Source organism: Paractinoplanes polyasparticus (assembly GCF_019710575.1).
Taxonomy (GTDB): domain Bacteria; phylum Actinomycetota; class Actinomycetes; order Mycobacteriales; family Micromonosporaceae; genus Actinoplanes; species Actinoplanes polyasparticus.
Map to the genome: position 1 here is coordinate 1 of NZ_JAHWFK010000012.1, position 14,467 is coordinate 14,467.

Below are 14,467 nucleotides of genomic sequence, written 5' to 3' on the forward strand. Positions count from 1 at the left end.
CCAGCTGAGGATTAGCCGGAATGAGCTGGTTGAACGGGCTCGTCGAAGAGTAGAGACGACCACCAATACGCGGATCCGCTGCGGCCGACTGGAATTGCGACCCCGCGGCCGCAGTGCCGGCGCCGGCCGCCTCGGCGCTACGAGGGACGAAAGTGGCCGCGCTTGCCACTGCGAGCATGGTTGCCAGCACCGGGCGAATCTTGTGCAGCCTCTGACGACGCAATTCGTTACCCTCCCCCATTCCAGCCGCGACTCGGCTGGGCATGTGAAAGAGATTCAGGGTCGGGCGGTGCACCTGCGGTTCCCCGCCGGGTGCGCTCCGGTAGCAGCAGACGCCGTCCCGTCACCTGGCCTGCGGAGGCTTCGTTGATCAACGGTGACGCTTACCGTTCGCCGGATGACAACTGGCCGCCCGCGCCTCGGCGTATACGTTGACGCGGTGGTCGACGTCGACCACGGCACTGTCCGGACCAATGGGCCCGCCCTGGGGTTTCTGACGTTCGTCTGCGAGGTCGGATCAGATTTCCCCGGCCTGACGATATTTGCGCGGCAGTCGAGCAACGGCGGCGCCGATTTCCCGCTGCCGACCAATCCTGCCGTCGCCGGCCTGCCCTACTATCCAGCCGTTTCACCGGGTGCCCTGGCGACCAACGCCCTGGCCACCGCCCGCGCGATGTGGCGGCATCTCGACAATGTCGATCACCTGTGGGTGTTCGGGCCGCATCCCTTCGGGATCCTGCTCGTGGCCCTCGCAGCTGTCCGGCGCCGGAGGGTGACGCTCGGCGTTCGGCAGGAGACCATGCCCTATTTCGTCAGCCGCATGCGGCCGGGAGCCCGCCACACCGGGCTGACGCTCGCCTTACGGATGATGGACGCATGTTGGCGGCTGCTGGCGCGAAAGCTGCCGACCACGGTCGTCGGCCCAAGCCTCGAGGAGGAGTACGGAGGACCGCGGGCGAATCTGCACCAGATGAGCGTTTCGCTCATGCGACGCAGCGACCTCCGGCCGGCCGTCCCCCTGCCTCGGCTGACCGGTCCGATCAATCTCCTGGCGGCGAGCCGGCTGGCACCGGAGAAAGATCCGATGATCATGCTCGACGCGCTCGCCATGTTGCACTCGCGTCACCCCGGACGGTTCCGGCTCACCTGGGTAGGCGACGGCGAGATGCGGTCGGCCATCCTCGAGAGGGCGGCCGAGCTCGGTCTCGAGAATGTCCTTTCGCTTCCGGGTTTCGTGCCGATCGGCCCGGAGCTGATGGAGTATTTCCATCGCGCCGATCTGTTCGTCCTCTCCTCGATCACCGAGGGCCTGCCCCAGGCGCTCATCGAGGCGCAGGCGAACGCCCTCCCCATCGTGGCAACGGATGTCGGCGCGGTCGGCGTGGTTCTCGACAACGGCCGGGCCGGCGTCGTGGTGCCGTCCGGCGACGCGGCGGCGCTGGCCGAGTCGCTGGAAAAACTGGTCGACGACCCCGACCGCATGTACGGACTGGTCAAACGGGGGCGAGAACTCGCGGAAATGCGAACCTTGGAAAAGACTTCCGCGGCGGTGGCCGCCTTCCTCGCCGCAGACACCCGGACACATGCTGAGGTCTGAGACCCGACCTCCTCGGGCGAAGAATATCGGGACGCTCAGCCACGACGAGGGGTTCCTCGATCAACTCCGATGAGCTGCGATCGGTAGCCGTACGGCGAGGTGTGCGAAGGCGCCGAGGGGCGGGCCGAACCGGCCACAACCAACCAGAAAACCCACACCCCAGGCCAGCTGCATAACGGCGAAGACCACGGGCAGCAGCGCACAGTCGCGCAGGCGCCGGCCGCGACCGATCTCGCGGCCGGCGATCATCGCCGCGGCCGCGATCCAGATCGCGACGCCGGCCCGCGGCAGTAAGCCGTAGGGTCCAGGCAGGAACGCCAGGACGGTGACGAGCGCGAACGCCGGTGGCAGGACGTGTGACCGGCGCATGCTCGTCGGATGGCGACGACTGGTTTTGGCCCGGTACTGCCCGTAACGCCAATACTGACGAGCCAGTGACGGCAGGCTGTTCCGGGGAACGTAGGTAGCCGCCATCTCGGGAAGACACACGATGCGGCCGCCGGTTGCCCGTACGCGGGCGGCGAGTTCGCCGTCCTCGTTGACCGGCCAGTCTTCGTCCCATCCCTGGACGTTCTCCAGGGTTGTCCGGTGCAGGATGCCGGTGAACCCGGTGTCGACCTCCCGTTCCGGGCCGGCCTTCCGGAAAGTGGCGCCGCCGATACCCATCGGGGTGTTGAGCGCGATGCTCACACGCCTGGACCATCGGCCGTCGCCGGCCGCGAGCGCGGGTCCGCTCACCCACGCGACGTCCCCGGCTTGCAGGCGACTCACCCCGACCGCCAGATACTCCGGTGGATACAGGGAGTGCGCATCCATTCGCGCGATATAGCTACCTCGGGCCGCCCGTAGACCGATGTTGAGCGCGGTCGGAATCTGCCGGGCCGGGTTGGCCAGAACCCTGATGCGCTGATCCCGGGCCGAGACCTTCTCGACGATCTCACGGCTCCCGTCGGTGGATCCCCCGTCGATGACCAGGATCTCAAGTCCGCCAGGCACCTTCTGGTCGCAGATCCTCGCGAGCGAGGCCTCGATGTGTGACGCCTCATTGAAGACGGGCACCAGCACCGATACCGCCGGATCGCCATCGCTCCGGAGCATGTCATCCTTTCCGTCTGAGTAACGCCTGTTGCAGATTTGCCGTGTCGGACCACCGCGGCAGAAGCGATTGGTACGGCAGGCCGAAGGTTCGGTGGACGAGTGCGATGGCCACGGCTCCGCACAGCAGATAAGAGATCGCCGAGGCGAGCGATGCCCCGGACGCGCCGAACGGCGGGATCAGCACCACGTAGAGGACGATCGCGACAGCGAATCCGACACCGTTCACCGCCGACTCGAGAGTCGGCCGCCGCTGGGCGACCAGAGTGGTGCCGAAGATGTTCAACGCCATCACTCCGAAAGCGCCAACGGCCAGGATCCGAAGGTCGAGCACAGAATCTTCGAATTCGGGGCCGAAGACCATCACGCAGAGCACCGGGGCGGCCAGTACGGTGCCGACCGTGACGATCAGCACGAGGACGGCACAGATCCGGAAGATGCGAGCCGCCTGCCGACCGGCGTCCTCGGCCGAGGCCCGCAGCAGGTCGGGCCGGAAGGTCAGGCTCACCGCCCGGGACAGGTGGAGAATGGCGTCGAACCAAGCCACGGCGACGCTGTAGGTGCCGACATCGCGGGCGCTCCCGAGCACGCCGAGCAGCCAGTTGTCGATCCGGTAGGTGCCGGTCATCATGACGCCGCCGAGATGGCTGCGGACTCCGAACCTCAAGATCTCCCGGAGCAGTCGCACCGATGGAATGGCGAATCCGGATGTACGGCCGACCTGGATGACGACCAATGCGGCGGAGACGGCGAGTCCGATGACCCAGTCCATGACGGCGACGCGCATCGTCATGCGGTCCGCCACCACAAAAAGCACGTTGCAGGCCAGGGTCGCCAGCGGTGCGCTGACCCACGCGACGGCGGCCACTGCCAGGTCGTACGAGCCTCGGGCCAGATACAAGAAGTTGAGCTGCAGGATCCAGATCGGTATCGCGCTGATCGCGAGCAGGATGTCGGTGTTCTCCAACGGAATCCCGGCGAGCGGGACGGCTCGGAAGACGATCCAGGCCGTGATCGCGCCGAGCGTGCCCAGCACCACCGCGAGCAACACACCGGCACCGGCGAGAGCAGCTCGCTCGCCCGGGCGCGCCCCACTTATGTTGATCAAGGCCTCGTTGGCGCTGAGGCAGGCCAGGAACGCGATCAGGCCCGTGGCGCTCATGAGGAAGGCGAGCTCGCCGCGGCCGCTGACGCCGAGCATGCGCGCGGTCAACACCACGTTGATCAATCCACCCGCCGACGCGGCGATGTACGACCCGTACGTCTGAATCGCCGCGCGCAGCATCGGCGGCCGGTGGTCCACCACCGGGGTCTGTGCGCTCTTCACGAAGCCGGGCACGATTCGGTGACCGGCATGCTTTCCACCTGGTGTCCGCGAAACCGCTGTGTTCCGGCCCGGGCCAGCGACAGCAGGATCGGTCCGAGGGCCAGCAGAAGCCACAGCCGGAGGTCGCGCGGAATGGTGATGAACGCGGCCGACCCGAGCATCGACACGGCGGCGACCGCCGCGGTGCGGCTCAGCACCGCCAGGTCGCGACGACCGGCAGCGACGAATTCGCGAGCGGCACGCGGAAAGCACCAGATGCAGAACACGGCAATCGCGAGGAACAGCACGAGGCCGATCACTCCGGTATCCGCCCAGAGCTGCAGGTAGGTGTTGTGAGCCACCAACGGTTGTTCCGCGAGAACGGAAGAGTTCTTCACCTCGCCGATCTGCAGCGCGACGGCCGGTTTCCGAACTTGAAAGTTGGCTACCCCCACACCCACGATCGGGTTCTCCTGCGCCAGGTGGATCGCGGCCGCCCACAGATCTTCACGACCGTTGCCACCGTCGCCGGACGCCTTTATCCGCTCCCAGGCCGGCGGGAAGCAGAAGAACCACAATCCGGCCGGGAGGATCACGCACACCGACGCGGCAAGCACCCGTCCGATCACGTGTCTGAAGATCACCAACGCCGCGACCAGCGCGACGCCGGCCGAGATCGGCACCATCCGCGACGCCGTTCCGGCCGCGGCCACCGCCATGACCAAAATCGCTACGACGGTGGCGGACCGGAGCCAGACCCGGCGGACCGCACAGGCCAGACCGAAAGCCAGGATCACCGCAGCGACGAGGCCCGCACCCAGATAGTTGGGGTCCCCGGCGCCGCCCGACACACGATTGTCCAGACTGGTCAAAGAGTTCGCCGATGCGGAGGCGGTCGATCGCAAAACGACCAGACCGGTCACGGCGGCCAGCGTCGCCGACGCGACAAATGCGCCGGCCACGAGCAGCACATGCCTGGTGGCGGTGATACGGGTCAGGAGCAGTACGAAGTAGGCCAGCGGGATCGGCCACCACCGGTACTCCTGGAAGGCGGCCGTCGTGTCCGAGGCCCAGAGCATGGTCGCCCCGAACCACAAGAACATCGCGACGATGAGGGCGAGCAGCCAACGGAATTCGCGAAGCCGTTCGTCCGTGATCGACCGGCGCCGGATCGCGTCGAAAGCCCACGCCGCGACAGACAGCAGGAAGCCCGCTCTCCACAGCGCGCCACCGATTGCGCTGGCGGGGACGAACACGGCCGGCATCCAGCACAGCAGGCCCGCGGTCGGCTTCAGGAAGCAGCAGGCCGCAAGGGCCAACGCGCCCACTGCACCGAACGCGATCCGCTCATCGAACCCGACCAACCCGCCGAGGGCCACCGCTGCGCAGGTCACGACGGCGGCCGAAGCCACGCCCTGGAGTTGTGCGGGACGCCAGCTGAGAGCCGACGTCACCTGTTCCAACCATTGTCGTCCGGCGCCTGGGCCGGCACCCGCATTCCGTCGTCGGGCCTGCTCCCGCGGGCTCGGGCCCATACTGCGGCGATCGCCAGGCAGAGTCCGAGGACGACCGACAGCGCAATCTTGTACTGCGTCGGCAACCCGACCGGAGAAGTCGGCGGAACCGCGGGCTGAGCCATCGACAGCGAGGGATCGCCGCCCCGGGCGATCATCTGGAGCCGCGTCCCGGTGATCGGATTCAGTTCGCTCCTCGTGCTCGCGGGCAGACTGGTGCGCAGCGCGAGAAGGGCAGTGGCCCGCTGCTTGATCGTCGAATTCCTTGTTGCAAGGGCGCTCTCAACGTACGTCGTTGCCAGACGGGCGGCGGCAGAGGGCGAATCCGCCTGCGCCTTCACGTTGACGACATAGCTCTCTCCGAGCGGCTCCAGAACGATGCTTCGATCGACGGATACAGAGCTCCAGGGCGAGCCCAACCTGGCGGCAGCAGCAGCGTTGGCAGCCGGTGTGTCGAGCAGCGCGACGGCCGTCTGCAGCGATCGTGCGGGATCGGCGGACCCGCTGATCAGTCCCAATCCGGCCAGGTCAGCATCCGCCCCGGCCGGCGCGACCAGGACGCGAGCGGAAGCCTCCCACCGCTGCGGCACGATGTACACATAGCCGGCCGTCGCCGCGACACATGCCGTGACGATCACGGCAATGAACTTCCAGTGGCGGACGATCTCGTCCAGCAGCGGTGCCGACACCGGCGCCGTGTCAGGGTTCGAGACCGACCGGCCTCGAGCCACCGTACTCGGCTTGTCCTTGACTTGTTGGTTGATCACTAGGGCGCGCCTACTCGACTAGGTTCGGGGGGAAGGGGAGTCGTCTCGCTGGAGAGCACACCGGGGTTGCCCCGGAGGGCCAATGCTCGATAATCGCCGGCGTGCTGCCATTGACTATCGAATACCAAGGTCCGGAGGGTCTCCAACAGAATGACAAAATCAACGGAGAGCGAGCGATTCTTGATGTAGTAGAGGTCGTAGCAGACCTTCAATGCCGATCCGACTTCGGAACCCGCGTAACCGCCACGCACCTGGGCCCAGCCGGTCAGGCCCGGCCGCACCAGATGCCGTACGTCATAGTAGGGAATCGTCAGCCGCAAATTTTCAACCAGGTCCGGTTGTTCGGGTCGCGGGCCGACGATGCTCATGTCACCGCGAAGCACGTTGACGATCTGCGGTAGCTCGTCAAGGTGAGTGCGACGCAGGAACCGCCCGATCCGAGTGACCCGCGGATCCGACCGGGACGACCATTGCTGGCGCTCGCCGGCGGAAGGCGTGGAGCGCATGGAACGCAGTTTCAGGATCTCGAAAGGCCGTCCCCGCTCACCGACCCGGATCTGACGGTAAAGGGCTGGACCGCCGTCGAGTTTCACCAGAAGAACGAGAGGGATGACTACGGGTATGGCGACGAGGCCGGCGACGAGACAGACGACCACATCGATGATCCGTTTGCTCCAGGGGATTCCCTGTCGATAACCCGGGTGCAAAACCGATTCGAGCCAACGTGGCTCGATCGCCGCCAGCGGCGTCAGCCCGAACATGTCCTCGCAGAACGAGGCGAGTTCCAGCACCCGGACCTTCGGGTCGGGACAGCCGGCGGCCAGAAATTCGAAGACGGAGCGACGGGCTTCTTCCGAGGAAACCAGAAGGAGGTCGATCCCGTTCCTCTCGACAATCGCCGGCAACTCACTTCGGGGCCCCAGGTGGTAGTCGTCACCATCGACCGGATCGCCCGGACACTCACTGACGTACCCCACGATGTGCCCGGACGAAGGATGGACCGCCAGCTCTTGCGCCAGCACCGCCGCCAACTCCGGGTGGCCCAGGAGCGCGATGCGGACCGCCTTGCTTTTCGGCTGCCGGCGGAAAGACAGCAGGACGATGCCCAGGCTGCCGACCAGGCAGAGCAGCGCGAGCTCGCGCGACGGAATGTGCACCCGCTGCGCGAAGAGGCCCGAGAACAGCGTCATCAGCAGGATCATCATCGGCGCGCTGGCCGGCACCAGCCGCTTCGCCAAGGGCAGGAAATAGGCGAAGGGACGACCCCAGCGAATGATCAAGACGGATGCGCACATGGCGGCCGTGACAGCCGGAGTCTCGTACCAGGTCAGCGATTGGGTCATGGCGGCCAGCCCGATCGTGACCACCGAGACGAGCGGCGCCATTTCGATGCCTTCCACGCCCAACGCACTGCGGAATCGTTCTCGCAAAGCGATGTACTCCTGGTTCCGATTCTGGGGCACGGCTCGATGAATGGCTTACGAGCCGGGCGTCGACGCTTTCGAGGAATTGTGCATGCCGACGCCGCCGGCAATAGCCAGGTCGCCTCATGTTCACTCGGCCGGGATCAGCCGAACCGCCGACTCCACCCATGACCGCTTAGCGCCTTGAGCGCTTGACTCCGGCCGACGGGTTACGGTCGCCGGTAACGCCCGGGGTGTGACCAGCCATGTCGGTTAAACGCGAGCAACCGCCGTCGGCAGAGACCGGACGGAATTTCCGAGGCTGAACCAGTCGATCGTCGCCCGGAGTCCGTCATCCAGTGCAGAATCGCGGGCTTCGGGCATCAGCGCGCGCAACCGGCTGTTATCCGCCTGCGAATTTTGGACATCGCCCGGCCGGGGACCGGAGAATTGGAGATCAATTGATCGTCCGATGATCGATTCAATCTTCTTGGCGAGGTCGATAATTGTCGTTCGATTGCCGAAGGCCAGGTTGACCGGCGACGGGCTGGCAACTTTCTTCAGAGCCGCGTCAGCCAGAACCTTCACCAGCGAGCCAACGTACGTGAAGTCCCTGGACTGACTCCCGTCGCCATAGATGACGAGGGGCCGTCCGTGAAGAGCCGCGTCGATGAAGGACGGGATGACCGCCGCATACGGATGATCCGGCGTTTGAAGCGGGCCATAGACGTTGAAGAATCTGAAGGCAGCTACGGGGAAATGGTATGTCGAGGCGTACGCCAGCGCGTACGACTCCGCGGCCAGTTTGTTGGCAGCATAGGGACTCGCCGGCGCCGCCGCGTCATCCTCGTTGATGGGCAACTTCTGGGTCTGGCCGTACACGGCCGACGACGAGGCGAAAATAAAAGCCTTGTGGAAGTTGCGACAGGCTTCCAAAATCCCGACAGTCCCGTTCATGTTCACTTCATGACTCGAAACGGGGTCCATGATTGAAAGAGGAACAGAGGGTTGCGCGGCGAGATGAACAACGGCGTCGCTCCGACTGACGAGTTCAGCCACGGTGTCCCGACTGAGAATGGTGTCCTTGACCACCTCGACACGAAGAAAATCGATGTTGGAGGCGTTTCCGGTACTGAAATCATCGAGAACCGTGACGCCTCCGACTTCGGGTCTCGAAAGAAGCTCGTTGCACAGATTGGCACCAATAAACCCGGCCCCGCCAGTTACCAGAATTCTCATTCTTCAATCCCCCGTCGAAGCTTCAAAGGTCGAGCCCTGACCCGGAGTAGATCATTCTGATCGCACCGGGCCGTTACTATTCAGGTGCCTTTGCCAGTCATATTCGCGACAGCTCTTTCCAGACCTCACCGACCGAGAGACGGGTGGTAATCGCTCACGGACGGTCTACTTCAAAGTTGATCAACGAGGCCTCGCCAACCCGGTGACGGACGATACGGCCGAGCGAAGCGGAGCCGCCCGGAATACACCGGTGAGGGCTAACCCGACCATCTGCCCCGAAGGGCGCCACGGTCACAAAGCAAAGGCGTTCGGCCATCTCGGTCTCGACTCACCCGCGCGATCGGCGCCGACCCGTACAGACCAGGTTCACCACGGCCTCGAAGCCGCTGTGCCCACCGAGCTTCCGAACGCGTTTCGCAGATTCTTGTCGACGGCGCATGGGCCGGCCCGAGGCGGCGACCGATCTGCTGCTTGGCCAGGCTCGTGGCAACCAGGCGAGCTGCCCGGTGGCGGCTGCAGGGCGGTCGCGGCGATGGCCGACCATAACCGCCCGACGGCGCATCTATCGGGATCGAGGCTTCCAACAGGTAGCCGGCAACCGCCGATGCACGGCGCCGACCGTCAGACCGTGAGCTCGTCGAGGTGGGTGGTCATCTCGGCCGGGGTCAGATGGCCGACCAGCACATCTACGGAGAGACCACCGACCAGCGCGTGCGTTCGGCGGGCGCTGATCACGTCGCCGTCGCTGGAGTTCAGGCAGGCCGAACCCCCGAGCGGGGTCGCGCGGGCCAACGCCGCGCAGGCTGACCTGGACCTCCAGTATCTCGAGCAGCACGAGGCCCGGCACGCCGCCGCCCGCGCCTGGAAGCGGGAGGCCGAAGGCGCCGCTGCCGCCCGCGCCTGGAAGCGGGAGGCCGAAGGCGCCGCTGCCGCCAAAGCGGCCGCGGCGGTTCAGGCAGCCGGCGGGCGTACAAGCTCGAGACACAGGTGGCGGCCGACAAGAAGGCCGCCAAGGAACGCAAGAGCTGGAGAACGCCGGCCCCGTCGCATACACGGCCCGATCTCCTCGTGCTGGAGCTTCCTCCAGAACAACGGCCACTACTAACTACTTGACTGCCGTCCGAGGCTTCGCGTTCAGGGCGCGACCGGTCAGGGTGAGCAGGAGCAGGCCGACCAGCACCAGGGCGGCGACGATGCCGGCCAGGACGTAGGACCCGGCGGCCAGCAGCGCGGCGAAGGCGCCGACAGCCAGCAGTGAACCGAACGCGCCGACCGACAGGATCGAGCCGATCGACGCCACCGACAGGATCGAGAGCAGCGAGCCCACGGACGCGACTGAGAGGATCGAGCCGTAGGAGCCCACCGACAGGATCGAGTCCTTCGAGCAGACGCTCAGAATGGAATTGCTGGACCGGTACGACAGAATGTTTGTGATGCGCGTCATTCACCCATCATGATTCGCGCGGGCGTCCCGTAAAGCGCCGGAAAAGTCAGCGCGGCGGCCCCGGGATCCTGAAACAGCAGGTCACGAGCCTGAGGTGACGCAATAGCTGACTGCCGAATCAACCAGTTGGTGGATGCGGATTCCACCGGCTCTCGGCATTCCGGCGGCGCGGCGGCCCGGCCCACGGCGTGCCGGTGCCGTCCGATAACCATTCTTCGTGTTTCGATTACCCGCGCTACCACCTTGCGCAAGGCCAAGCTTTCGATGCCGAAATGAGGTCCGTCGGGTCGTGAACACACGATTGCAGGCCACGCCTGCTCTCCAGCGGTTGGCACGTCCGAGCGGAACCCGTACGAGTAAACGTGAAATTCTTGCCTGGGCGCTGGCCGCTGCGGCTTTTCATGCGGTAATGCTGCTTGTCGTGGGGCAGCCACTGCTCTCCAACGACAGTTACCAATACTTCAGTGTCGCTTCCAACATCCTGGGCGGACACGGGGTGACGACCGACATCCCGTTCTTCGAAAGCGAGCTGCGGCACGGGGTGATTCCGGCGCCCGTGACGACGGCCCCGCCCGGCTATCCGATCGCCGTCGCCGCCCTGCAGGCCCTCGCTCTGGGGCCCCGATCGGCGGCCGTGGTCGTGTCGATCGTTTCCGGCGCCCTGACGGTGGCGACGCTCGGCCTCATCTGCCGGCGCCTGCAGATGGATTCGGTCGTAGCCCGCTATGTCCTGTTCGCCTTCGCCGCCAATGCCAGCACGCTGACGTACTCGATCAGCGCCCTCTCGGAGTCTTTGTTCACCCTGCTCGTCACCGTCGCGGTATTGGCCGTCCTGATCTCGCGCAGAGTTGCCGGCGACCGCACCGCCTACGCCATTGCTGCGTTGGGTGGCACGGCCGCGGGGGTCGCGACATGGGTGCGGTACGCCGGCCTGTTCGTCCTTGCGGGAATCGTCCTCGCCCTGTTGATCGTCCTGGCCACCGCGCGCACGCGCCGGGCCGTCAACAGTCTGCTGGCGGTGGTTCTCCCGGCCGGGTTGATCATCGCGCCGCTGATCGCCCGGAACGTCCTTCTCGCGGGCACCTGGCAGGGCGGGAACACAGTGGCCGGCGCGGACGGGGCCGCGCGGACGCTCCTGAAGACAGCCGCCGGACTGGTTCGATTGGCCGGCGGCGATGGAACGAGCACCGTCGCCGTGGTCGCACAAGTCACCGTCGCGGTATTCGCCGTCGCCGTCCTGGCGAAACTGCGCAATTGGCCCCGCGATCCTGACTTGAACGTGGCGGCGACGGTTATTGCCGTCTATATCGCGGCGATCGTTGTGGCCGCCCTGAGATCGCCGATCGATATCGGCGCCCGCCTGCTGTTTCCGGTGCTGCCGCTGATCGCGCTGACGGGAGGAATGCTGATGGGGCGCATGCCGAAACGGCGCCCCCGGCCGGCATGGGCAGCCCTTGGCGTCTGCGCCTACCTGGTTGCCGGTTGCACGACCATTGATTTGCCCTACCGTCCGCCCCACGACGGCGTGGACCAGAAATTGGCCGCACCGTTGGCGGACGGGTCGCGCGTCAGGGATTGGCTGGCCGCCCGAATCGGGCCGGAGGCGCCGGTGATGGCGGCGGACAGCCAGGCCACGTCATACGCCCTGCACCGGCCAGTCGTCGGCATGTCCGAGTCTCGATACAGCGCCTTCAGGTGGGACGAGGCAACCATTGCGAACGTGATGAGAAAATACCGCTGCCGGTACTTGATCCTGTACCCAGATCTTGACGAGGGCAGCGGAAAAACAGTCCAGTCAGAATCACCCTTCATCGAGTCCCTCCTGGCCGGTCGATCCGTGGCCGGATTTCCGGTCGCGACGCGAAGCCGGGAAGTGATCGTCTTCGAGCGCCGCGGGAGTTAGCGCCTCAGCATCCCTCCGGCGCCGTGGGCGGGCCGCCGGCCACCAGGTTCTTGTTGGTCTCGGTGGGGGTGGCGAGGCGGTCGAACGACGGCCCGAGCACCACGTCGACGGTCTTGTCCGTGCGGCGAGGGTCGAACCGCATCGCAACATCGCCGTGCAGCCCGGCCCGCACCAGCGCCGCCGCGCCGATCGAGGCCGGGCCGTAGCGCACGACGGTCGTACCGGCCGGATCGGTCGGGCCCTCCAGCACGGTGAAGGTGCGGGCGCGCAGATCGGCCATCGTTGCGGCCAAGCGGGCGGCGGGCACTCCCCCGTCGTGCACCCGCAGTTGCACCTCGGCGGGGCTGCTCGGGAGCGCCAGCGAACAGGTGAGCGACGGCGCGGCGGCCACCGGCAGCGGAATCGGCGTCGGCGTGGAGCGCGGCCACGCGAACGCCACGCCCGCGGTGGTAGCCACAACGGCGCCGGCCACAGCCACGGCGGCCAATTGGCGGCGGCCGCGCTGACGGCCGCGGGCACGTACGGAGACGGCCGGCAGCACGCGCAGGTCGTGAACCTCGGCTTCCAGGTCGCGCAGGCGTTCAGGTACGGGTCGGGGCATCGCTGATCTCCTGATCGTGGTCGTCGAGCAGCCGGGCGAGAGCGGTCCGGGCCCTGGACAGCCGCACCTTGACCGTGCCCTCCGGGGCTCCGATGCTCGCGGCGATGTCGTGGACCGGCATGTCCAGCAGGTAGTGCAAGGCGATGACCTGCCGCTGCGCCTTAGGCAGCTGCTGCAGCGCGGCGACGACGGCAACCCGGTCCGGCGAGGGACCGGCCGTCATCACGTCCGGCGTCCCCATCCGCGCCCGGGCGGTGAGCCGTCGACGCAGGCTGCGCCACCGGTTGACCAGCAGGCGCCAGGCGACCCGGCGAACCCAGGCCTCCGGTTCCTCGTACGCGCTGACCCGGCCCCAGTGTTGCCAGGCGCGCGCGAAGGCCTCCTGGGCGACATCTTGCGCCTCGGCCCGATCACCGCACGCGGCGTAGAGATAGAGCACCACCCGCCGGATCGTGACCGCGTAGAAGGCGTCGAAGTCGGCGCTGTCATTGGCTTGCACATCAATGAACACACCGCAGCCCTCGATCCGGTTACACCCGAAGTGAGGAAATCTCGCCGGGCACGCGCCACACCGCGGACGACTCCTCGCCGTCGACCCACACCTCGGCCACGAACAGGCCAGGCCCCACACCCAGAATCGAACTCAACTCGGACTCACCGTCCGGGGCCGGGTCCAACTCGAGCCAGCCCACCGGCTCCAGGTCAGCGGTGCACAGCAGTACGCCGTTCGCCTCGACCTCACCGGCCTGCAACACGATGTAGTCGTCGGAGACGAAGCTCCCGTACATGTCGATGCCACCGTCGTCGAAGTCGAGCTCCGCCCCGCTGAGCTCGGCGACCGTCCGCAGGCTCGGCCATTCCAGCACCGTCGCCACATCGTCGAAACTGGGGTGCGGCGTCAACAGCAACCGCGAACCCGACGGATCGAACCCCGAGACAACCACATCTTCCCGCAGCGGCTCGACCACCAGCCGATCCCCCGAAACCCGCACCACGAAGCTGGCGCTGCCGTCCTGCCCCATCCCCGCATCAAGCACGATCGACCCGTCATGCGGATGCGGCACCGCGAAGATCCCGGCGTCGGCCACACCCAGCACGACGGTGTCCACCATGGCGCCACTGCTCAGGTCAACGAGCCGAACGAGATGGTCACCCTCAGAGTCGTACGAGGTGCCCTGATCCTCGACACTCTCGTCCACCGGCGCCGTGACCACCAGCCGCCCGTCCCCCGTGAACACCGCAGCGTCAGCGGACCCGATGCCAACTTCGAGTGCCCGCCCCTCGAGCTGAACCACCAGCCGGTCGCGGTAGCCGAGCACCACCACCCCCAGATCCGGAGTGGCATTCAACAGCCCGGCATCTTCCACAGCCTCGACGTCCCGCCGCCGAACCACCCGCAACTGCCCATCCAGCGCACAGACAGTCCCGCCATCCAGCCGATACCGGGCCCCCACCCCCAAACCGACCGGCACCAGCTCATGCCCCGGCCGAAGCCCCTCGACCCGATGAACAAGTTCCGCGGAGATCCTTCGCACCGCCGCATTCTGCCCCACCCCACCCGCCGCCGGCACACCTGCAGAGGGCTCGACCCCTGGGCA

Annotated in this window: 14 protein-coding genes; 2 read left to right on the forward strand and 12 right to left on the reverse strand. The window is 66.6% G+C overall.

Annotated elements, in window-relative coordinates; translation table 11 throughout:
• The coding region (locus KXC43_RS14655; protein ID WP_221376610.1) for a hypothetical protein at positions 1-295 on the reverse strand (295 nt) is incomplete at its 3' end.
• A 144-nt stretch (positions 296-439) separates the two neighbouring features.
• On the opposite strand from KXC43_RS14655, the gene KXC43_RS52700 reads away from it, so the two are divergent.
• Complete coding sequence (locus tag KXC43_RS52700) at positions 440-1,597, forward strand: glycosyltransferase (protein ID WP_221376611.1); 1,158 nt, start codon at positions 440-442, stop codon at positions 1,595-1,597.
• Between the two features lie 60 nt (positions 1,598-1,657).
• Here KXC43_RS52700 and KXC43_RS14665 read toward each other — a convergent pair whose 3' ends face one another.
• From KXC43_RS14665 to KXC43_RS14700, 8 genes are all read right to left on the reverse strand, one after another.
• Positions 1,658-2,695, reverse strand: a complete 1,038-nt coding sequence (locus tag KXC43_RS14665) for a glycosyltransferase family 2 protein (protein ID WP_221376612.1) — start codon at positions 2,693-2,695, stop codon at positions 1,658-1,660.
• A gap of 1 nt (position 2,696) precedes the next feature.
• Positions 2,697-4,019: a lipopolysaccharide biosynthesis protein gene (locus tag KXC43_RS14670; protein ID WP_221376613.1), complete on the reverse strand. Its 1,323-nt coding sequence runs from the start codon at positions 4,017-4,019 to the stop codon at positions 2,697-2,699.
• On the reverse strand, positions 4,016-5,452 hold the full coding sequence (locus tag KXC43_RS52705) for an O-antigen ligase family protein (protein ID WP_221376614.1): 1,437 nt from the start codon (positions 5,450-5,452) through the stop codon (positions 4,016-4,018). Before KXC43_RS52705 ends, KXC43_RS14670 begins: the two co-directional genes overlap by 4 nt.
• Positions 5,449-6,279 (reverse strand): Wzz/FepE/Etk N-terminal domain-containing protein, encoded by an 831-nt coding sequence (locus KXC43_RS14680; protein ID WP_221376615.1) that lies wholly within the window; start codon positions 6,277-6,279, stop codon positions 5,449-5,451. The genes KXC43_RS52705 and KXC43_RS14680 overlap by 4 nt, the downstream gene beginning before the upstream one ends.
• Complete coding sequence (locus KXC43_RS14685) at positions 6,279-7,679, reverse strand: exopolysaccharide biosynthesis polyprenyl glycosylphosphotransferase (protein ID WP_221376616.1); 1,401 nt, start codon at positions 7,677-7,679, stop codon at positions 6,279-6,281. The genes KXC43_RS14680 and KXC43_RS14685 overlap by 1 nt, the downstream gene beginning before the upstream one ends.
• A gap of 276 nt (positions 7,680-7,955) precedes the next feature.
• A complete protein-coding gene (locus tag KXC43_RS14690) occupies positions 7,956-8,921 on the reverse strand; it encodes an NAD-dependent epimerase/dehydratase family protein (RefSeq protein WP_221376617.1) in 966 nt (321 codons plus the stop codon).
• A gap of 621 nt (positions 8,922-9,542) precedes the next feature.
• On the reverse strand, positions 9,543-9,713 hold the full coding sequence (locus tag KXC43_RS14695; RefSeq protein ID WP_221376618.1) for a hypothetical protein: 171 nt from the start codon (positions 9,711-9,713) through the stop codon (positions 9,543-9,545).
• A gap of 313 nt (positions 9,714-10,026) precedes the next feature.
• Positions 10,027-10,365: a hypothetical protein gene (locus tag KXC43_RS14700; RefSeq protein ID WP_221376619.1), complete on the reverse strand. Its 339-nt coding sequence runs from the start codon at positions 10,363-10,365 to the stop codon at positions 10,027-10,029.
• 409 nt (positions 10,366-10,774) lie between these two features.
• Between KXC43_RS14700 and KXC43_RS14705 the strand changes: the two genes are divergently transcribed.
• Complete coding sequence (locus tag KXC43_RS14705; RefSeq protein WP_221376620.1) at positions 10,775-12,268, forward strand: hypothetical protein; 1,494 nt, start codon at positions 10,775-10,777, stop codon at positions 12,266-12,268.
• A 4-nt stretch (positions 12,269-12,272) separates the two neighbouring features.
• Here KXC43_RS14705 and KXC43_RS14710 read toward each other — a convergent pair whose 3' ends face one another.
• The 3 genes from KXC43_RS14710 to KXC43_RS14720 are packed head-to-tail and all read right to left on the reverse strand — an operon-like array spanning position 12,273 to position 14,422.
• The gene (locus KXC43_RS14710; protein WP_221376621.1) at positions 12,273-12,869 is read right to left on the reverse strand and encodes a LytR C-terminal domain-containing protein; all 597 of its coding nucleotides are present in this window, start codon (positions 12,867-12,869) and stop codon (positions 12,273-12,275) included.
• Positions 12,850-13,368 (reverse strand): RNA polymerase sigma factor, encoded by a 519-nt coding sequence (locus KXC43_RS14715; RefSeq protein WP_221376622.1) that lies wholly within the window; start codon positions 13,366-13,368, stop codon positions 12,850-12,852. The genes KXC43_RS14710 and KXC43_RS14715 overlap by 20 nt, the downstream gene beginning before the upstream one ends.
• A 31-nt stretch (positions 13,369-13,399) precedes the next feature.
• Entirely contained in the window at positions 13,400-14,422 is a 1,023-nt protein-coding gene (locus tag KXC43_RS14720) for a hypothetical protein (protein ID WP_221376623.1), read from the reverse strand.
• Positions 14,423-14,467 lie beyond the last annotated feature (45 nt).

Excerpts from the sequence above, each read along its gene's own strand:
- KXC43_RS14665 (WP_221376612.1), bottom strand. The coding sequence starts at position 2,695 with ATGCTCCGGAGCGATGGCGATCCGGCGGTATCGGTGCTGGTGCCCGTC.
- KXC43_RS14690 (WP_221376617.1), bottom strand. The coding sequence starts at position 8,921 with ATGAGAATTCTGGTAACTGGCGGGGCCGGGTTTATTGGTGCCAATCTG.
- KXC43_RS14700 (WP_221376619.1), bottom strand. The coding sequence starts at position 10,365 with ATGACGCGCATCACAAACATTCTGTCGTACCGGTCCAGCAATTCCATT.
- KXC43_RS14705 (WP_221376620.1), top strand. The coding sequence starts at position 10,775 with ATGCTGCTTGTCGTGGGGCAGCCACTGCTCTCCAACGACAGTTACCAA.
- KXC43_RS14710 (WP_221376621.1), bottom strand. The coding sequence starts at position 12,869 with ATGCCCCGACCCGTACCTGAACGCCTGCGCGACCTGGAAGCCGAGGTT.